This is a genomic window from Paenibacillus sp. J22R67 (assembly GCF_059692175.1).
The window spans coordinates 865,433-884,947 of the sequence record NZ_JCAUAX010000003.1; the positions used below are offsets into that span (position 1 = coordinate 865,433).

The following is a 19,515-nucleotide window of genomic DNA, read 5'->3' on the forward strand; positions in this document are numbered from 1 at the left end:
GGCTAAGTACTTTTTTGTTTCTAGGGAATCATGCGCGGTACTAGGGGAGCAAAAATCTTATGCATTTTATGCATATTTTCTCAATAAATATGGCACCACTCAATTTATTACCGACGAAGTCCGTCGCATAGGATCGACACGACGCGGTCCGGAAAAGTCCCTCCGGCACCGGTTGCTTGCAGGATGCCGGTAAGCAGGATTTTGATATCCTCACAGCGAGCATCAGCCCGCACGGAGCCGCTTATTCGGGCACGGGTGAGAAGTTTGTCAATCCCTTCCCAAAAATCCCTTGCAATCTCTGAACGTCCAGCGTCTATACTCAGACTGCTAACAAGGGCATCAGTGATCGCTTTATTTGCAATCCCTTCGCGTATGATTTCTACAAAATATTGAAAGAATGCTTCGCCCGGATCGTCGTGGTTAAGCAATTGATTTGCTTCTTCGATAAGACGCGCCTTGTGGCTGACAATGACGGCCCCAAACAAATCTTCCTTCGTCGGGAAATGCCGATAGACGGTGCCCACGCCCACACCGGCACGTCGGGCGATTTCATCCATCGAGACGGAGATGCCTTCGGTCGAAAAAACGCTATGGGCGACATTGAGTAGCTTATCCCGATTTATTTTGGCATCTGCACGTAATGCCTTCTCGGGAGGAGTAGCGACGACGGAAGCTGTTGTTTCACCATCTCCAGTTGAAAAATTCTTTTTAGTCATCTTGGGATAACACCTCTTTATTCATATTACATCACTGACGATTTGTTGACAAACGGAGAATGCTCTCCGTATAATTATAAACGGAATGATTTCTCCGATTGTGATAGGAAGGTAGTTCGTGATCGATCCAAGTATGTCTCCCTAAATTTTTCAACCTAAAATTTGATGAAAAGGAGTAATAAACACATGCAAAACGCATCGAGCAAAAGCGCATTGTTGGTCATGGATATGCAAAACAGCGTCGTGTCGCGGTTCGTAGACAGTTATGATACACTGCTTCCATTCCAAAAGGCAATTGAAGTCGCACGCAGTCACGCGATCCCCATTATTTACGTACGTGTCGCATTTCGCGCTGGTTATCCCGAGATTAGTTCTAGAAACAAAATGTTCTCGGGTATTGCCAGTAGGGCCGGCACAGTGGTGGCACCGGAAGAGGCTATGCAAATTCATGAATCCGTACAACCACGACCGGACGAGCCGATTGTGACTAAGCTTCGAGTGAGCGCGTTCGCTGGGAGTGACCTTGAGGTAATCCTTCGGTCCAACCAAATCGACACGCTCATTCTCAGCGGTATCGCCACAAGTGGAGTCGTTCTTTCGACTTTACGGGAAGCGGCAGATAAAGACTTTGCACTTACGGTGCTTTCCGATGCTTGTATCGATACTGACCCCGAGGTTCATCGCATTCTAACTGAAAAGGTGTTCCCCCATCAGGCCGAGGTGGTATCTGTCGACGCATGGGTAGCTTCTTTAATCAACTGAAATATTATATTGTACCGGAATCACTGAACTAAGTTAAAAGCCCGAAGGCATCTAGGCTTTGATTTAATGAGGACGATAGCCCAAGAAACAGGGAGCAGTTTGCCGCGGCAAATGCTCCCTGTTTTCGTTAGCTAAATTATGTCTTATAGTCGGCTTTCCGATAGCAGAAGATGAAACATCCTTTCCTAATTCTTAAGACTAATTCGAAGCAAGTCTTCAATCATTTGGCGAAGCTCCGAAGAATTTCTGGCGACAATTTTAAACCCGCGCAATGCACTAGTTAAAAGATGCACCAATTTCTCTGTAGATAGGCAACTTGGGCTGCCATCAGAATTCGAATGCAATTGCAGAATAGAGATCAGAACCACCTCAAGCTTATTGTAGCTCGCATCGAGTGCCTCTTGAGCGAATGTGTATGAGCTGTCGGTCATTTCTTTTACTTCCGGCGAGTTCAACGATTGATCGAAATTGTTTACAGACCATACCTCGAACGCATATAAAATTTTGTCTTCAGGCGTTTTCTTTGAAGAAAGTCCTTCTACTATTTCTTCAATGAGAATGTCGCCATAATGAAGAATCGTCGCGTTAAATATTTCCTCTTTATTCTTGAAGTACAAATAGAGACCCGCGCGCGAAATACCCGCTGCTTCTGCTATTTCATTCATTGACACTCGCTTATAGCCATACTTGAAAAACACGTCCAATGCAACGGATAGTATATGAAGCTTCTTTTTGTCGTCCATGAAGTTATTATTATACACTTTACAAACTTTGTCTAGTTGTTTAATATAGACGCATAGACATTTAACATAAATAGTCTAAATATCAAACGAGGAGACCTGTTAAGATGATCACAGCATAAATCAAAAAAGTTGGACAAGGGTTGCCAATTATATTAAGTGGACATTGCGGTTTCGTTCCAATGGGCAGCAAACACATGACAAGACATATATATACTAACCTTTAAAGGAGATCTTAATTATGACAACAAAGCAAACACCAATTGGCTCTGGCTTTGGAGCTTCTGTGACAGCCGAAGACGTTATTAAAGGTATTGATCTTTCCGGTAAAATAGCCATCGTCACCGGAGGCTATTCCGGACTCGGTCTTGAGACTGTACGTGTGCTGCGTTCAGCTGGCGCCAAGGTCATCGTTCCGACGCGCGACCACAATAAAGCGGTAACCGCCCTTGCGGACATCGACGGCGTTGAAATTGAAGTGATGGATTTGCTAGACCCTAGCTCGATCGATGCCTTTGCAGAGAAGTTTCTTGTCTCGGGCCAGCCGCTACACATGCTAATAAACAGTGCAGGCATTATGGCATCTCCTCTGTCACGCGATTCGAGAGGATATGAATCGCAATTCGCAACGAATCATCTGGGCCATTTCCAGCTTGTCGCCCGGCTTTGGCCAGCGTTGCGTAAGGCGAATGGCGCGCGGGTGGTTTCAGTTTCGTCCTGGGGACATCACTTTTCACCAATCGTGTTTGATGACCCCAACTTCGAAGGTCGTGACTATGATCGCTGGGGAGCCTATGGCCAGTCGAAAACAGCCAACATTCTCTTCGCGGTCGCGCTAGACAAACGCGGTCAGTCCGATGGCGTGCGCGCCTTTTCCATTCATCCGGGCAGCATTGTTGGCACCGGTCTCGAAAAACATCTTTCAAAGGAGGAACTGCTTGCGGCGGGCGTCATCGATGAAAACGGGCAGCCAGTCCTCGACCCGACGAAAAATTTGAAGACAGTAGGGCAAGGGGCCGCTACCAGCGTTTGGTGTGCGACGAACCCACAGCTTGAAAATATGGGCGGCGTCTATTGCGAGAACTGCGATATAGCTCCTTTGGGACATGACGCTGAGTCTGAATTTCATTTGGACAACAATTCGACATTAACGGATTCCGGCGTAATGCCATATGCGGTCGATCCCGAGGCGGCCGATCGACTCTGGAGTCTTAGTGAACAACTGATAGGTTTAAGGTTTGCAATATAAAAGGAAAAAATTCTAAGGAACATTACCTAGCATTTTAGAAAAAAGATGGATAGAGTAAAGGAGGATGTAAAATGGAACATACAAATAAAGCTTTAACCGGGGCAGCCGTTACTTTCGCTAAGGATCTCGAATGGTTCGACACGATGCCAGGCGAACAAATGGCCATTCGCATCCACAGCAATCAAGTTGGAGGAGCGATCACTGTCATCGAAGCGCGCGTACCTGTTTTGATGGGTCCACCGAAGCATATTCATAAGGAACGTGAAGAGGTTTTTGAGATTCTAGAAGGAACTTTCCGTTTCCAATGCGGAGAGGAGGAATTTGAAGCTACTCCCGGAGCGAGCGTCGTGGTTCCTCGTGGCGTACCTCATGCATGGGCTAACGTCGGAACCGAAATGGGACGTATCCTTTTCACCTTCGCACCTGGTGGAATTGACGATTTCTTCCCTGAAATCAGCAAACATTCACTCGAGGAAATCGTTCAAATCGCCGCTGACAATGACACATTAATTATCGGGCCTCCAATGGTTGTGAAATAAACGCTCGGTCATACCGAAAAAAAGCGGACAAGATAAAAGGCTCATGGGATTTTGCAAATAGTATACTATCGTTCTTGTTCATGGATCATGGCACGGAGCTTGGTCCAAGATTACACGAGGTGATTATGACAGATGGCTTTATTCAGCAGTCACGGCGAAGAACTTCTCACGGAGTTCTGGACTAAAGTTTACAACCTTCCGCAGGACCTCGACGCGATCGACCGTCTCTGCACGGATGACTTCATCCTTTCGAACCCAGGTGGTGATGTCGTTGGTCGCGCTGCCTTCAAGGAGTGGGCACGCACCTTCACCTCGAAGATCCGCGACATAAGTCTGAAGAGCCTCGATATGTTCAGTGGCGCCGACGGAACGCGCGTCGTGTCGCGCTGGGTAGTCACGGGGTACAACCAAGGTGTACTCGGTTCCCCACCCGACGATCGCCCGATTCAGCTCTCCGGCATCGCGGTATGGGAGGTTCGCGATGGTAAGCTCGCCCACAACTGGGTCGAGCGAAGCGCATATGAGCTCTCGCAGCAACTCGCAAAGCCCGTAAAGTAGCAAGGTGCTGACGCAAGAAAAACCCGCAACTGTCCAAGGACACAAAAGTGGGACATAACTGATCGCAACAAAGCTTGAGAAATCAAGCTTTGTTGTTTTTTTTATCCAGATATTGTCTCATTTGAAAAGTAAAAGACATATTCGAAGAGTAAACGACAGATGAGGTTATAAGTTTTTTAATAGTTTGATTAAAGTCAAAGTTCATCTGTTACTTTAGTGTCGTGAGAGTATTAGGCAAACATTTGATACAGCATAATAGACTTATGAAAAGGTAGAGATTACATTTCATTTCAATGCAATGAGCAACACATGGAAAGTTCACGTGCAGACCCATGGTGGCAACGTCGATATTGTCGATCTGTTGGATAAAAGTTGCTGCGATTACGGCAGCAGTCGTCCAATTTTAAATAATGCTAAAAGTATGGAGGGTTTTGTATGCAAAAAGTAATTTTAAACAATGGTGTTGAGATGCCTTTACTTGGTTTTGGTGTTTTTCAAATGACAGACCAAAATGAACCCTTTAGAGCTCTGTTCGGACATCCAAAGGGGCAACTTATTTAGGGGATCTACCTGCTCACAGAATTACTTCCCGGTTACAGGCAGCCCAGTTACAGGATCTGTACTCGGATCCCAGTTTTTAAGGGGATCCATGCGGAATGTATTTAGATTCGTGCTGCTGATCTTCCAGACGCCATTCTCTTTTTTATATGTTTCATGGTATTGGCCGTACCAATGATGTCCCGGCATTGCGTCCTTCGCGTCGGGGACGGTGAATAAATCCTCCATGGCCCAAACACCCTTGGCGTGATCCTTGTCGATCATCTCAATCTCGGGCATATATCCGTGGTGAACCGTTGGCGCTTTACCTACAATCTCGCCAATCATCTTTGCGAAAGTCGCACCACCATCTTTAGAAAAATCTTGACCTGGGAAAGCAATCTGGACATCTGACGTGAAGAGCTCCCCAAATTCCGTCCATTTTTTCTCATCAATAAAACGGAAATAACGGGCTTTTAATTGTTTAATTTGCTCGATATCTTCTATGCGCTGATATTTTTCGTCAAGTTCCGCAATTTTCGCAGCTTGCTGCGCCTGAGTACTTTGTGTTTGGACAGCAGCCTGATTATTTGGGCTCGAGCATCCCGTAGAAATGAATGTCAAAACGGCTATAGCGGTAATTGCACCGATTATTAGTTTTTTGTTCTTAAACATACTTGCCACATCCTTTGGTTGTTTGTTCATGGAAGGAATTGAAGCTTCAATTTCCATGGAGCCAACTATAGCAGGTATACATTTTTTTTGTAAGTAGATGATTGTTTTTAACATGCTTTACAAAATTAAAGCGAAGAATCAGTACAACGAAAAATTAGCGGTAGTCAGGTGAATAATAAAACCTATAACCAAGGGACGCTCTACTACGTGGCAGGAACTCGATAGGTAGCGGTTTTAAGCGAACACAGACAAGAGAATACCTACAATAGCTATACAAACTGTTCAGCAGATAGAATGCTCAGCATACAGTTTTTATCTGATGTATCAGGGATTCCAAGATCAAGTTACTACAAATGGCTAAGTCGCAAACCCAGTATACGCGAGGCCGAGAACTATAAGGTCAAAGGCACATTCGGCAACGCGTACAAAAGGCGATGAAGATAAAAGGGATCCAGTCAGTCATCAGCAATCAACGAAAATTCTTAATTAAATCGAGGAACGAGACTTTAATTTTCTAAAGCATATTTAAAAAAATAGCCTCCTTATGAAAAATAGAAATAGGTGCTATAGTTGTCAACGAGCTAAATGAATCTTCAATATCCATCCTAATGAGAAGAGGACGATCACTCCTGGTACAAGTTTCTTGGTTCCTCGCCGCGACCACACGCTTGGGGTAACGTAGGTTCAGACATGTGACGGATTCTGTTCATCTTCATGCCGGGAGGAACCGACGATTCCTTCCCATATATCGCCCGTCATTCGCTCGAAAAAATTGTCGTTATGTAAAAATTCTAATAATGACAACACATAGATAATTGAAAGAATGGGATGATAGATATGGAAAATTATCGCATTGATCCAAGCAAAGGGATAGAGTTTGGTATTTATTCATTAGGTGATCATATAGCCAATCCTGTAACAGGAAAACGAATTCCTGCCAAACAACGCATTCAAGAAATAATTGAATTGGCTAAACTAGCAGAGCAGGCAGGTATTGATTTATTTAGTGTTGGTGAAAGTCATCAGGATTATTTCACAACTCAGGCTCACACTGTTGTATTAGCAGCTATTGCTCAGGCTACTAAAAAGATTAAACTGGCAAGTGCCTCAACAATTATTAGTACATTAGATCCGGTTCGTGTGTATGAGGATTTCGCAACGATTGATTTAATTTCAAATGGTCGTACGGAGATTGTTGCGGGTCGAGCTTCACGAGTTGGTAATTTTGACTTATTAGGGTATAGTGTTCGCGATTATGAAGAACTATTTGAAGAAAAGTTTGAACTATTGCTAAAAATTAATGAAGAGGAAATAGTCAATTGGAGTGGAGAATATCGAGCTCCATTAAAAAATGCAAAGGTACTTCCTCGTCCGCTAAATGGAAGAATGCCAATTTGGCGCGCAGTTGGCGGGCATCCGGCAAGTGCAATCAAAGCGGGTTATGCGGGTGTGCCGATGTTTCTGGCTATGTTAGGTGGACCTGCCACTAGTTTTAAACAATCTATTGATGCATACCGAGACGCAGCAAAACACAGTGGATTTGATCCTGCTGAGCTTCCAATTGCAACTGCTGGCTTTTTCTATGCGGCAGAAACGACACAACAGGCGCAGAGCGAGGCATACCCACATACGAACTTAGGCTTACAGCTCATCAATGGACGAGGTTATCCGAAGCAGCAATTCGCACAAGGCGCAGATACGCGCGATGTCATGAACATCGGTAGTCCACAACAAATCATTGAAAAAATTCTCTATCAGCATGAACTTTTTGGTCATCAGCGTTATATCGCTCAAATGGATTTCGGAGGCGTACCTTTTGACAAATTAATAAAAAATATTGAGTTAATCGGTCGAGAGATCTTACCAGTTGTTAAAAAATATACGGCAAAAATATAAGTACTTGGGGGAAATGAAAATGAAAATTGTTGGCTTATCAGGTTCAAAAGTAGGCTCGAAAACCAGAACTGCTATGGACTATACAATAAAAGCACTCAAAGAAAAATATGCTAATGTTGAAGTAACATTAATAGACTTAGCGGAACATGATATACAGTTTAGTGATGGGCGCATTTACTCGGAATATGAAGGGGATGCCAAATACGTAACCCAAACAATAATGGAAGCTGATGCAATTATAATAGGAACACCTGTCTTTCAGGCTTCCATACCAGCGACATTGAAGAATATTTTTGATTTACTGCCTATAAATGCATTTCGCGATAAAATTGTCAGTATTCTAATGACAGCTGGTTCACAAAAACATTACTTAGTTGCAGAACAACAATTAAAACCGATTTTGGCCTATATGAAAGCTCAAATTGTTCAAACTTATGTATTCATCGAAGAAAAGGATTTCGAGCGGAAAGTAATTATAAATGATGATGTGTTATTACGAATTGATCGTTTAGTTGAAGACACAGTTATATTAACTGAGACATTTACTAAAATTCGCGAGGCAACGGAGCAAACGTATGGTTTTTAATCGAGATAAAATTGGTTCCCTTGGAGTAAACTAATAACAAAATTTATTAAAAAGGAGATTGAGAATTATATGTTTGATATTGCAATAATAGGTTCAGGTCCTGCAGGTGCAAGCGCTGCGTTATTTTCAGCCAAAGCAGGAAAGACAACATTAGTTATTGATAATGACAAAAGCATGACGAAACGAGCTTGGATTGAAAATTATTACGGAATTCGGGAAATTTCGGGTCCTGATGTTATTGAAATGGGCAAAAAGCAAGCAGAGCATTTTGGCGCTAAGATGATTCAAGAAAAGGCACTTCATATTACAAAAGGTGAAAATGGATTCATCATAGAAACGGACCAAGAAAAGTATGAGGCCAAACATGTCATTCTTGCGACGGGTGCTTTATTTGACCTTGCTGAACACATAGGTGTCAAAACGAAAGAAGCGACAGAACCTCGGATAAAAACAATTGTTGATGTTGACATCAATGGTAAAACAAGTATTGATGGTATTTGGGCAGCTGGAACCATTGCAGGTGTCAGTGTTCATGCTATTATTACTGCCGGAGACGGAGCGAAAGTCGCTATAAACGTGATAAGCGAATTAAATGGCGAGAGATATGTTGATCATGATGTATTAAAGGCAACATAACGGAGAAGGAATTCCTCCTATATTTGAATTTATTCGTGGCCATTCTTACCAAGAATGGTCTTTTCTTTTGTACGGGTCGGGTGACAAGAACATTCCTGATGCTGCACTTGATCGTGTTTTCTTTGGTTGGGGGAGCGGGCTTTTTCTTTTATGGGTACTTAATATGAGGAATCAGGAGGTATCTTCTTCTTGAATCTGAAGAGCATTCATTGGAGAATATGTAATTTGATATGCCGATGGATAAACTGTAACGAAGAACAGCAATGATTGATTCATAGAACTCATACTCATTCATATAAAAGGAGGAACATCATCAAGTGGTCAAGGTATTGGTAGTAGACGATGAAGTCAGTATTGCCAGCGCTGTGGCTTATGCTCTTCAAAGGGAAGGTTATATCGTAGAGACGGCCGGGGACGGAGAAGAGGCGCTTGACCGTGTAAGAACGTTCAAACCAGACGTTATGGTGCTTGATGTCATGATGCCACGCTTAAGCGGATATGAGGTATGCCGGAGGCTGGTGGATCAAGATCGACCAACCATAATATTGCTTACAGTGAAGAATGATATCGAGGATAAAGTGCTAGGGCTGGAGCTCGGAGCGGACGATTATATGACCAAGCCATTTGATATGCGGGAATTGATTGCCAGGGTAAAGGCACTCGCGCGCAGACGGATCCCGGATTCCGCGGCAACTTCTGATTCCGGACAAGATGTTCTTCAGCTTGGAGTGCTCACCATCGAATCATATAGCCATTCCGTAAGTTTGGAAGGTAAATTGATTGATCTTACCCCCAAAGAGTTTGAACTGCTGGCGCTGCTGGCCCGTTATCCGGAACGGGTGTATTCCCGCGAGGCTTTGCTTGAGCTGGTTTGGGACATGGACTTCGCTGGTGGTACACGTACGGTGGACATTCACATTCAGCGATTGCGGAAGAAGTTGGGCGATTGGCAAGGACTCATCCAGACTGTATACGGTATTGGCTATAAAAGCACGAGAACACCCTGATGCGGAAAGGGCACATTGGTTTGAAAGGGAGAATTGCCCTGTTGCTTGCCCTGCTGTTGGCATTCGTTCTGATCGTTCTCAGTTCTTTGGTACTTGCGGGCATACGCGAGGATCAGCGTTCTCGACTGGAGATGACGTTCGCCCACCAAGCGGATGCGGCAAATCTGCGAGTAAGAGAGACTTTCCTGACCGGCGACCGGAGCGCACCAGATATCTTTATGGAAGAAAGTGCTCAAAGACTTGCGATCGATTTGGGTCAACTGAGCGGGATGCCGGTTACTTTATATAAAGCGGATGGTACGTTTGCTGGCACCTCGCTTCCCGTACAGCCTAGAGCGGATGTCAAAGATGCGCTTGCATATACTGCTAAGAGACTGTCGGTTTATATCACAGAAGGGGACACGCTGCTCTATCTTGCACCGCTATATAATGCCGATCAACACCTCGGAACCGTACAATTCCACGCTTCGCTTATCGAACAGCATACTTTCTATACCCACATTCGGAACCTGTTCATGATTACGGGGGCTGCCGTGCTGGCTATAGGCTTTCTGATCGGTTATTTATACGTTTGGCGACAGGTAAATGTTATCGGAAAGCTCAACCTAGCTGCCCAGCAGATCGGACAAGGATTTTATCTATCCGAACCATCCGTCCGCCGAAAGGATGAGCTTGGAGAGCTCGCGCAAGGCATTTATGAAATGAGCAAAAATATTGCCTCCTCGGTACAAGAACTTACCGAAGAGAAGCAGAAGCTGATTGCCGCCATTGCTCGACTGCAGGAACTGGAGCAGCAGCAGAAGCAGTTTATCGGCAATATTAGTCATGAACTGAAGACGCCGCTCACCTCCATACTTGCATATACGGATCTGCTGGACATGTACAGCGATGATCCGGCCTTATTGGACAAAGGCAGAATACAGATCAGACAAGAAGCCATGCGTCTGTACGTATTGGTGGAGAAGGCGCTGCAACTGTCGTCCATGGATATATATGATTTCCAAACAAAAGCGGAAACGGTTCAAATGGTACCCTTGATTCAAGAAGCGGTGAATCGGCTCCAGATCAAAGCAGATGCCTTTCAGATCAAGCTGGAAACCCGTCTAACGGCAGGTACGATATGGGCTGATTCGGAAAACCTTATGCATATGCTGCTTAATCTAATGGACAACGCTATAAAATACAATAAAGCAGGTGGAATTGTTAGAATCTCCAATTATCTGGAGAAGAACGATCAGGGACTCTCTCGCATGATGATTGAAGTAGCTGATACTGGAATTGGCATTCCAAAAGAGGCGCAGAGCCGGATCTTTGATCCGTTCTATACCGTTAGCAATGACCGCTCCAGAGCAACAGGCGGTACGGGTCTTGGACTCTCACTAGTCCGGAGTCTGGCCGAGAAGCAGAACGGCTCGATCCAGCTTGTCGAATCTAGCCCGAGCGGCTCGCGATTTGTGATTGACCTTCCCATGACTTCTCCACAAATAGATTTATAAGCTTACTTGAGAAACGTTAAATTGTTTACAAGCTTGTTACAAGCCCGATATAGTTTCGAGATTATTTAATTCTATACTGTAGTCAACAGGGACACTTGAAGCAGGGGAGCGACGCGATGCAGTCTGTACTCACTACGGATGCTTCCCGATGGCAATATGAATAGGAGGACCTGTTATGCAAGTGAAAAAGTTAGAAAAGGTAGTAAAGCTTGGATTCGTTTTTATGCTCACGACTGGCCTGATGGCCTGCCAGCCGAATCATGATCGGCTCAGCACGGTTAATCCAGAGAACAGTCAGAGCGAGATCAACAGAGCTTTCGGGATGAAGGTAGGCAGCGGAGCTCGCAAACTTACCATCGTGAAGGATAACGGCCGACAGCAGGACGAGGAGGTTAGAGTAGATCGTATTCATCGGCTAGAAGGCGCTCATATTGAAGCCTGGCTATCCGATCATGAAGTGAAGATTACCACCACGAAGCTGATCAAGGCAGGAACCCGCATAGAGGAGCCAGTGTATACGAATACCACTTCAATCATCGACCTGACGAATGATGAACAGCGAGAGTTGACGGAACAAGCTGTACAGTCAGAAACGGTCTCGATGTTGAAAGAGACGATATCTCCTGACGGCAAATTCAGCTTTATTCAGAAGTGGAAAGACAAGTACACCGCTCAGAACTTTATTAAGAACACAAGCACGAGCCAAAGTATTGAGATCAAGATCGACAACTATATGGAGTTAGGCGGTTGGCTGGATAATGATACGTATGTGCTAGCAGCGGGATCTGTGGAGGGCCGCGGGGACATCATGGCCATTTCGACGAGCGGACATACGACATTGCTCAAGCTTGAGGATCCGGATGTGGGGATCTTTAATCGGTTCGAAGTAGGTCAGGGCTTTATTTACTATACGGACAAGAATCAGGATTTAAAAATGTTCAAACCCGGGCAGGCCCACCCAATCGTGCTTATTAAAGATACTGAAAGATTCGCAATCTCTCCCAAAGGAGAACAGATCGCTATATCAACAGCCTATAGCAAAGAAACAATGGCCACAAAGTTGTTGATGTACGACGCGAAGGGAAGCGCACAAGGTTCCCTAATCGGCAAGGGTGACTCGATTCCTTATCTCAACTGGTCCCCTGATGGATCGAAGTTGGCTTTCTCCGTGTATACCGAGGATAGAAGTGGAATGAACGGCGTGTACCTCTTTGACTTGGCAACAGGTAAGGTTTCTCCCATTGGACCCTTTTACTATCCGCAATTCCCACTAAGCTGGAATCCTTCCGGGACCCGGCTTGGCGTTACCATCAAGGGCAATGAATATTTGGCTGTTACGCAAATCATTGATTTTAAATAAACATAAACAACTGAGGAGATGGAGTAAGATGAAAAACAAGATGAGGAATTCAATCATGACCGTTATGGTACTCGGCATGACCGTATCAGGCGCAGCAGGTGTATACGCAGGGAGTAATATGGAGGAGATCAAAGCGTATCTGAACAGCAGCATCGATTTTAGCATCGATGGCGCAACCTATTATCCGACAGATGCGAACGGCAATAAGCTAAGTCCGATCACCTATCAGGATTCTACGTATCTGCCTGTCCGTGCACTGGCTGATGCGCTTAAGGTGCCGCTTGACTTCGACGCCAAGAATAACCAAATCCTGATTGGGTCAACCACACCAGTAACGAATGATTTGTCAGATGTGAATTACAGCGAAAATCAAACGTTAGAGATCCAGCAAGCCTTTACCATCTCTGAAACTTATGAAACGTCCTATGCACCTAAACTAATGGTAACAGGTGATTCTTATCAAAAAACGGTTGCTACCGATGATGGTGTAAACTTGATCTTTACGCATATGATCATCAATGTATCTCCAAGAGACTATTCAGATGGTTATGACAGTAAGGTCGTGACCTTATTCAATGGGACTAAGGCGAAATGGTATACAACTGGGGACACTCCCTTGTTGAGCTTCAAGCTAGATGATCGAACCGTAACGATTAGTTCCCCCGATCATTCCTTGAGTAATACCCAAGTCGAGAAATTAGCAGTAAGCATTGCCAAGTTAACAAAATAAGCGTTACACATGTAGATTTCAATATAAGAAAACAAGCTGCTTCTTAGTTTGTTTTCTTATTTTATTGTAGAAAAACATAATCGCTGATATTCATTCAAGCCTCATGGATGCTAGCTTGCACATATACCATTTAACGAACGTAAGCTTTTTCAACAATCCCTTCTAAAAGGAGCGCACATATGCGTTTAGGTAATCCTAAATTTCAATTGGTTACTGTTCTAACTATTTTTTTCCTTATTGCTTTGTTGGTCATATCTTATAGCAAGAACAGTCTTAAGCAGGCAAATGCAGAACCTACAGCTGTTACTATAGTGTCACCAATCACCGCTCATCAAGATTCTCTATCTGTAAACGGAACCCCATCGAAGCCAGCGATAGAGTCTGAAAATAATTATCCATTGGAGCAGTTTGATGTAGTGGTGATCGGTAGTGAGCTAGAAGGACTTTATTTAGCCCGTGCGGCGGCAGATGAAGGTTTAAAAGTAATAGTACTTGATCCACATAAGGCATTTGGAGGCCAAATTCTTCAGGGGCAAATGTTGTTTCTGGACGAAACGCGCGACGGTCAAGGTCATTTATTAGTACAGGGCAGAGCTAAAGAATTGTTCGACGGCTTCCGTAATGGCAATATTCGCAAACTTTCCGAATTTACTACTTATTTTGATAAACTGATCAAAAATATTCCTGTTGAATCGGGCATCATCTTGAATAATATTGAGCAAATCAACACGTCAGACACTATGCAGAAGGTTGCTTCTATCGTTTACACAACGGATAAGAATGAAAAGAAGAAGATCACGGCCAGCTACTGGGTAGAAAATAGTGATTACGCCGCACTCATCTCGCAATTGGATGCCGAAAGGTTACCAGGACTAGAAAAGTTGTATGGGCAAAAAGACATAGAATACATGAGTGCCGGCATGATGATGAAATTCAAACATGTTGACTGGGAAAAATTCAATACTACTTTCAATGCGCTAAAAACGGAAGAGAAGTCTAAACAATTCGGCGGTGGATCTGTTAATGATAGCTTTGCGATCGGACTAAGCAGAACTACAAATGCCTATCGTCCTTCCAATGACCGCCTGTTCCTAAGAGGTTTAAATGCAGTGAATCAAAGAGATGGGGAAGTTTTGATCAACGCTCTGCTTGTGTATACCGTTGACCCATCAAAACCCGAATCCATCCAAGATGCTGTTATGCTGGGCAACAAGGAGACGGCATCTATTCTTGAGCATTTTCGTAAAACATTACCAGGCTGGGAGCATGCCGAACTCGGGGAACTGCCGACCTACCCTTATATCAGGGAATATAACCACTATGAAATGGAATATGTGTTAAAATCGTCTGACCTGCTTTCAGGCACTATGTTCTGGGATAATGTCAGCATCGGCGGATATCCGCTCGATTTACAGGGTACGAGTGCGAACAAGTGGGGTATTGAAATGGGACGGCCCGATAAATACGGCATGCCGCTGCGCAGTTTTTTATTGAAAGATTATGAAAATGTCATCTCCGCTGGGAAAAATGTTGGCTCATCGGCACTTGCTTATGGCAGCACAAGAATTCAACCCAATACGAGTTTAGCAGCAGAATCAATCGGTGTCATCCTAGGTCAAATTCATGGAAATCAAAAGCTTAGAGACATCAAACCCGAAGAAATGGCAAGGTTACAACAGTATTTAGCTGATCATTATAAAATTAAGTTAACTGGAATAACCGGCACAAACAAAATCAAAGGTTGGAACGAGGTAGAAATTAGAAAGCTCGATAGCGGGGAAATCAGTTATCCAAGCTACGTGCAAACTCGGAAAAAATAAATAATATATGGAACTTATCAATCACATTAAAAGAAAGCCCTTGAGTCCGTAATGGATTATCGAGGGCTTTTACACTTTAGCTCTGGGAGGATAACGTGGGAAGTTTTAGTTTATAAAAGAGAATATTGTGGTTTGTGTCATTCTTTGAAAAAAACTCGTGTAAATACGCAGTTTAAGATTTGAATCTCATTAAAGATTACGTGAATGATTGAGCGATGGATTTTCATCCTCGTGCCAAAGAGAGTAACTTTATTTTTATAAAGCATAATTAAAAAAAGTGCCTTCTTATGAAGGATATTAATATCTGTTATAGTGACCCCATGGCATCAATTGATGATGGAATCGATGCCGTAAAGTAACCCAAGTGATTAAGGAGAATGTCAAAATGACTAAACCAGTCGTTAATATGCTAAGGATCTCGAAAAGTTCGACACAATGCCCAGCGAGCAAATGGCCGTGCGCATTCTCAGCAATCAAGTTGGCGATGACGAGTTTGATGTAACTCCACTTATTGAGATGGTTGAACGCGATGCCTGGTTGGATCTGTTTGCTGCTGCTCCAGAAGATTATGTGCACAGCTCAAATGTCGCGTTTGCACGTGTGGGAACCAGTATTGTCTTAGCCAATCACGGGCTACCGATAGCTGAATTTAACCGAGTCCTCGGAGTAGGGATTACGGAGCCTGCTAATGAATCGGATCTAGAACAGGCACTCTTATGGATGAATGAACATGCATCCCCGTCTTTTTGCTTGCAAATTCCACCGCATGCGCTTACTGAAACAATTCATAAATGGATGAATACAAAGGAATTGAAAGCGTTGGAAACGGTTGGGCGAAATTTTATCGGGATTCATCACCTGCAGAAAGCCATCCGATTCCAGCTAGTTTTGATATACGGCTAGTTGGGGCATCTAGCGCCGAAGACTTCAGCATTGCCGTGCAGACGGGGTTCGGCATACCAGAAGCAAACCGTCCTTTTTTTTCGGCATTGGTCGGAAGGCCAAAATGGAAAACCTACGTGGCCTATGACGGTACTAAACCTGTCGCTTCGGCAGCAATGTTTATTGACAATAACTGGGCTTGGCTTGGAATAGCTTCGACATTGCCGGAATATCGCGGCCGAGGGGCACAGAATGCGCTATTTAAGCGGCGCATTGAGGATGGGATCGTTGCTGGAGTTATTGGTTTTACAGGGGAAACCGGACAACCACCTGAAGGGAAAGAGGATGCTAACAAATCTTATCGCAATTTTCAGCGGGCAGGATTTCAACGTGTATATGTGCGTCAGAATTATGGTAAGAATTAGATTAATTATCCCATGCAATCTCTGCGTATTGAATACGTTCAAGAAGAGATGGCGCTCGTGCTCAAGCATTGGATTGACAGGTGTCATCCTGGAGATTACCAAGTGAGAGTAGAGGGATTTCTGTTCTTGCAGTTTTACTACTAGTAATAATAACAATAGTAAAGAAGGTACATCCATGAACAATTCATACTTAAATCCCTCCAATTCTACATTTAACGAAGCACTAATGCAGGGTACGCATGAGATCATGATCGATGAAATACGGCAGACCTATCACGTTGCAGGTAGAGGCCCCATTTGTCTTGTTCATCCTGGAGGACCAGGTTTCCACTGGGAATATCTACGCATGCTGTGGCTAGAGAAGTTTATGACTCTTATTTATATAGAGCCAATCGGTACAGGTCTATCACAAATGATGCCGAATGGAGAATACAGTATGTCCAAATACGCGTATTTCTGCAGAAAGGTTCTCGAGCATGTTGGGGCGTTGGATTGCTATTTTCTAGGGCATTCGCATGGTGGTTTTGTTGGGCTTCAATATGCACTAGATTATCCGAATGAGCTCGCAGGTTTGATCGTTTATGACGGCGCTCCTTGTATTGGGAAAGATTTAAGCATTGAAGCGACCAAGCAGATGGATCTCTTTGCACAGCAATGGTCAGAACAATCGGAAGCTCAGGAAGCAAAACAGGTTTGGGCGGACATGGGAAATGGAGTTATAACAGTCAATGACAGAGAGTCATACCTTGGTGTCATGAAAAGACTGCTGCCGGCTTACTTCTACGACTATTGGAACATGCCTAAGGATTTCGATGACTGGAAAGCTTCTGTAGACGTGACCATAGATGTAAATAGAAAACCATTGAATTGGGATGTGCGTGATGTTATGAATACAATCGAGACCCCAACACTCATCATTGTCGGAGAGTATGACTTCATCTGTGGGACAAGATGGGCCAATGAGATGTCAGCAGCCATTCCAGAATCGCAGCTTGTAGTTATCAGTCAATGCGGACATATGGGGCATGTGGAGAAACCGGAACTATTTTTCAGAGCCATAATTGAATTTGTCATTAAAGAGTGACTTTGTTTGAATGGAGTCCGCGTAAACCGCGAGCTTGTTATCGGCTTAAGTTCTAGACATTCGCGGCGAAATTTCTATGAAATATTAAAAACGCTTACGATCGTGACCCAGTCCTTAAAAACCTGTTGTTAGACGAGTATTTGGAGGAAATTGTTTCTAACTATCAGAATAAAAGTTACGCGTCGTTTATTCTTCCTGCTTTTATCGTGATCGGTTTGTCGATCGGCGCTTCCTTTACAGCTGTTATCGTCGGTTCCGTTCCGCTCGAGATGCATGTTTAATTGACAGAGAATAGAGTTGATCCTAATCCGATTCCGGATGGGTTCTCTCTCTTGTAGAAAAAGGAGAATGTGAGAATGAAAGTAGAAGTTTGGACAGATATGATATGTCCGTTTTGTTATATAGGCAAACGTCGTTTTGAAGCAGGTCTAGAGAAGCTTGCACATCCAGAGGCTGTAGAAATCGTTTATCGAAGTTTTGAACTGAATCCACATATCCAGGTGAATCCCTCGGATGATATTACTGGCATGGCTGCTGCTAGACAGGGATCGACTCGTGAACACATGAAGGCATTACAGGATGATATTTCAAAGCGTGCTGAACAGGATGGTCTGAAATTTAACTATGATACAGCCAAGCCTACCAATACATTAAACGCTCATCGCCTGCTGCAGTATGCTATGCAATTTGGCAAAGCGGATGATGTGATCGAAAGGCTGTACCAGGCATATTTCACGGATTCTTTGTACTTGGATGATCTGAAAATTTTAGTTGATATTGCCATACAAGCAGGTCTGGACGCTGACGATGCAGCTGCGATGTTAGCAAGCGATCAATTCCGTGATGAGGTAAGGGCAGATGAGTTGGCTGCAAAGCGAGCAGGGATACGTGGCGTTCCTTATTTTGTCATCAACGGCAAATATGCCATCTCTGGAGCTCAGCCAGCAGAAGTATTCGCAGAAGCGTTACAGCAAGCTTGGAAGAAAGAAAACCCGATTATTCCATTTAAATCAACTTCTGTTGATCCTAAAGCTTCGCTTTGTGAAGATGGGACATGCGAAGTATGAAATAGCACTAATAGAATTATCTAAGATTTTTAAAATATGGTGGAAGAATGCAAGTAACCCCTTTGGAGATCCAAAGGGGTTACTGTGTTCTTTTCATTTATATAGTCGGTGGATTAATTATTGGTTACAGTCTGTCCAGTTACAGGGTCTGTATTCGGATCCCAGTTCTTAAGAGGATCCATACGGAATCGTGTTAGTTCAGTGCTGCTGATTTTCCAGGTGCCATTCTCTTTTCTATATATTTCGCGGTATTGACCATACCCGTTATGCCCCGGATACGCATCCTTCGCGTCAGGGAAGGTCAACAAATCCTCCATGGCCCAAATACCCTTAGCGTTATTCATGTCGATCATATCAATCTCAGGCATATGCCCGTGGTGAACCGTAGGTGCTTTGCCCACAAGATCTCCGATCATTTTTCCATAACCTTGCCCGCCGCCAGAGGAAAAATCTTGGCCTTGGGAAATAAGTATGGCATCCGATGTAAAAAGATCCCCAAATTCCGTCCATTTTTTCTCATCGATAAAACGAAAAAAACGGGCTTTTAATTTTTTTATCTCTTCAATGTCCTGCAATTGTTGGGATTTTTGTTCAAGTTGAATAAGTCTATTGATTAGAATTTCTTGCTCATTATTTGTTGTGTTGGTCATAGTATGTCAATCTCCTTCTAATTTTATTATAAAACGATAACCACGATACTTAGATTTAAATGCTGATCATCTATGAATAAATGCAAGGTCATGGATTGAG

At 43.8% G+C, this 19,515-nt stretch carries 22 protein-coding genes; 18 read left to right on the forward strand and 4 right to left on the reverse strand.

The features are described from left to right. Window positions 1–107 precede the first annotated feature (107 nt). On the reverse strand, window positions 108–716 hold the full coding sequence (locus AC58VC_RS15855; protein ID WP_497369687.1) for a TetR/AcrR family transcriptional regulator: 609 nt from the start codon (window positions 714–716) through the stop codon (window positions 108–110). 186 nt (window positions 717–902) lie between these two features. Here AC58VC_RS15855 and AC58VC_RS15860 point away from each other — a divergent pair, with 186 nt between their 5' ends. After that, window positions 903–1,478, forward strand: a complete 576-nt coding sequence (locus AC58VC_RS15860; protein ID WP_497369688.1) for a cysteine hydrolase family protein — start codon at window positions 903–905, stop codon at window positions 1,476–1,478. A 185-nt stretch (window positions 1,479–1,663) separates the two neighbouring features. Here AC58VC_RS15860 and AC58VC_RS15865 read toward each other — a convergent pair whose 3' ends face one another. After that, on the reverse strand, window positions 1,664–2,221 hold the full coding sequence (locus AC58VC_RS15865; protein ID WP_497369689.1) for a TetR/AcrR family transcriptional regulator: 558 nt from the start codon (window positions 2,219–2,221) through the stop codon (window positions 1,664–1,666). A gap of 238 nt (window positions 2,222–2,459) precedes the next feature. On the opposite strand from AC58VC_RS15865, the gene AC58VC_RS15870 reads away from it, so the two are divergent. From AC58VC_RS15870 to AC58VC_RS15885, 4 genes are all read left to right on the forward strand, one after another. Beyond that, window positions 2,460–3,467, forward strand: coding sequence for an oxidoreductase (locus tag AC58VC_RS15870; protein WP_497369690.1), 1,008 nt, complete (start codon window positions 2,460–2,462; stop codon window positions 3,465–3,467). 71 nt (window positions 3,468–3,538) lie between these two features. After that, entirely contained in the window at window positions 3,539–4,006 is a 468-nt protein-coding gene (locus AC58VC_RS15875; RefSeq protein WP_497369691.1) for a cupin domain-containing protein, read from the forward strand. A gap of 132 nt (window positions 4,007–4,138) precedes the next feature. Then, complete coding sequence (locus AC58VC_RS15880; RefSeq protein WP_497369692.1) at window positions 4,139–4,564, forward strand: ester cyclase; 426 nt, start codon at window positions 4,139–4,141, stop codon at window positions 4,562–4,564. A gap of 435 nt (window positions 4,565–4,999) precedes the next feature. After that, entirely contained in the window at window positions 5,000–5,125 is a 126-nt protein-coding gene (locus AC58VC_RS15885) for a hypothetical protein (protein ID WP_497369829.1), read from the forward strand. Window positions 5,126–5,146: 21 nt separating this feature from the next. On the opposite strand, the gene AC58VC_RS15890 is transcribed toward AC58VC_RS15885, so the two are convergent. Then, window positions 5,147–5,806 (reverse strand): nuclear transport factor 2 family protein, encoded by a 660-nt coding sequence (locus tag AC58VC_RS15890; protein ID WP_497369693.1) that lies wholly within the window; start codon window positions 5,804–5,806, stop codon window positions 5,147–5,149. A gap of 807 nt (window positions 5,807–6,613) precedes the next feature. Between AC58VC_RS15890 and AC58VC_RS15895 the strand changes: the two genes are divergently transcribed. The 13 genes from AC58VC_RS15895 (at window position 6,614) to AC58VC_RS15955 (ending at window position 18,765) form a co-directional block, all read left to right on the forward strand. Continuing rightward, complete coding sequence (locus AC58VC_RS15895; protein WP_497369694.1) at window positions 6,614–7,672, forward strand: LLM class flavin-dependent oxidoreductase; 1,059 nt, start codon at window positions 6,614–6,616, stop codon at window positions 7,670–7,672. Window positions 7,673–7,691: 19 nt separating this feature from the next. After that, the gene (locus AC58VC_RS15900; protein WP_497369695.1) at window positions 7,692–8,258 is read left to right on the forward strand and encodes an NADPH-dependent FMN reductase; all 567 of its coding nucleotides are present in this window, start codon (window positions 7,692–7,694) and stop codon (window positions 8,256–8,258) included. Window positions 8,259–8,327: 69 nt separating this feature from the next. Further along, window positions 8,328–8,894, forward strand: coding sequence for an NAD(P)/FAD-dependent oxidoreductase (locus tag AC58VC_RS15905; protein WP_497369696.1), 567 nt, complete (start codon window positions 8,328–8,330; stop codon window positions 8,892–8,894). A gap of 317 nt (window positions 8,895–9,211) precedes the next feature. Further along, window positions 9,212–9,901, forward strand: a complete 690-nt coding sequence (locus tag AC58VC_RS15910; RefSeq protein WP_497369697.1) for a response regulator transcription factor — start codon at window positions 9,212–9,214, stop codon at window positions 9,899–9,901. Beyond that, window positions 9,901–11,397, forward strand: a complete 1,497-nt coding sequence (locus AC58VC_RS15915) for a sensor histidine kinase (protein WP_497369698.1) — start codon at window positions 9,901–9,903, stop codon at window positions 11,395–11,397. The genes AC58VC_RS15910 and AC58VC_RS15915 overlap by 1 nt, the downstream gene beginning before the upstream one ends. A gap of 175 nt (window positions 11,398–11,572) precedes the next feature. Next, the gene (locus AC58VC_RS15920; protein WP_497369699.1) at window positions 11,573–12,757 is read left to right on the forward strand and encodes a TolB family protein; all 1,185 of its coding nucleotides are present in this window, start codon (window positions 11,573–11,575) and stop codon (window positions 12,755–12,757) included. 28 nt (window positions 12,758–12,785) lie between these two features. After that, window positions 12,786–13,487, forward strand: a complete 702-nt coding sequence (locus AC58VC_RS15925) for a hypothetical protein (protein ID WP_497369700.1) — start codon at window positions 12,786–12,788, stop codon at window positions 13,485–13,487. A gap of 179 nt (window positions 13,488–13,666) precedes the next feature. Then, on the forward strand, window positions 13,667–15,307 hold the full coding sequence (locus tag AC58VC_RS15930) for an FAD-dependent oxidoreductase (protein WP_497369701.1): 1,641 nt from the start codon (window positions 13,667–13,669) through the stop codon (window positions 15,305–15,307). Window positions 15,308–15,742: 435 nt separating this feature from the next. Beyond that, on the forward strand, window positions 15,743–16,210 hold the full coding sequence (locus tag AC58VC_RS15935; RefSeq protein ID WP_497369702.1) for a hypothetical protein: 468 nt from the start codon (window positions 15,743–15,745) through the stop codon (window positions 16,208–16,210). Between the two features lie 35 nt (window positions 16,211–16,245). Continuing rightward, complete coding sequence (locus tag AC58VC_RS15940) at window positions 16,246–16,614, forward strand: GNAT family N-acetyltransferase (protein ID WP_497369703.1); 369 nt, start codon at window positions 16,246–16,248, stop codon at window positions 16,612–16,614. Window positions 16,615–16,789: 175 nt separating this feature from the next. Then, window positions 16,790–17,698, forward strand: a complete 909-nt coding sequence (locus tag AC58VC_RS15945; RefSeq protein ID WP_497369704.1) for an alpha/beta fold hydrolase — start codon at window positions 16,790–16,792, stop codon at window positions 17,696–17,698. Window positions 17,699–17,823: 125 nt separating this feature from the next. After that, window positions 17,824–17,979, forward strand: a complete 156-nt coding sequence (locus AC58VC_RS15950; RefSeq protein WP_497369705.1) for a hypothetical protein — start codon at window positions 17,824–17,826, stop codon at window positions 17,977–17,979. 75 nt (window positions 17,980–18,054) lie between these two features. Beyond that, window positions 18,055–18,765 carry a DsbA family oxidoreductase gene (locus tag AC58VC_RS15955; protein WP_497369706.1) on the forward strand — a complete coding sequence of 237 codons (711 nt, stop codon included), beginning with the start codon at window positions 18,055–18,057 and terminating at the stop codon, window positions 18,763–18,765. 113 nt (window positions 18,766–18,878) lie between these two features. Here the strand turns inward: AC58VC_RS15955 and AC58VC_RS15960 are convergent, their stop codons facing one another. Further along, the gene (locus AC58VC_RS15960; RefSeq protein WP_497369707.1) at window positions 18,879–19,415 is read right to left on the reverse strand and encodes a nuclear transport factor 2 family protein; all 537 of its coding nucleotides are present in this window, start codon (window positions 19,413–19,415) and stop codon (window positions 18,879–18,881) included. Window positions 19,416–19,515 lie beyond the last annotated feature (100 nt).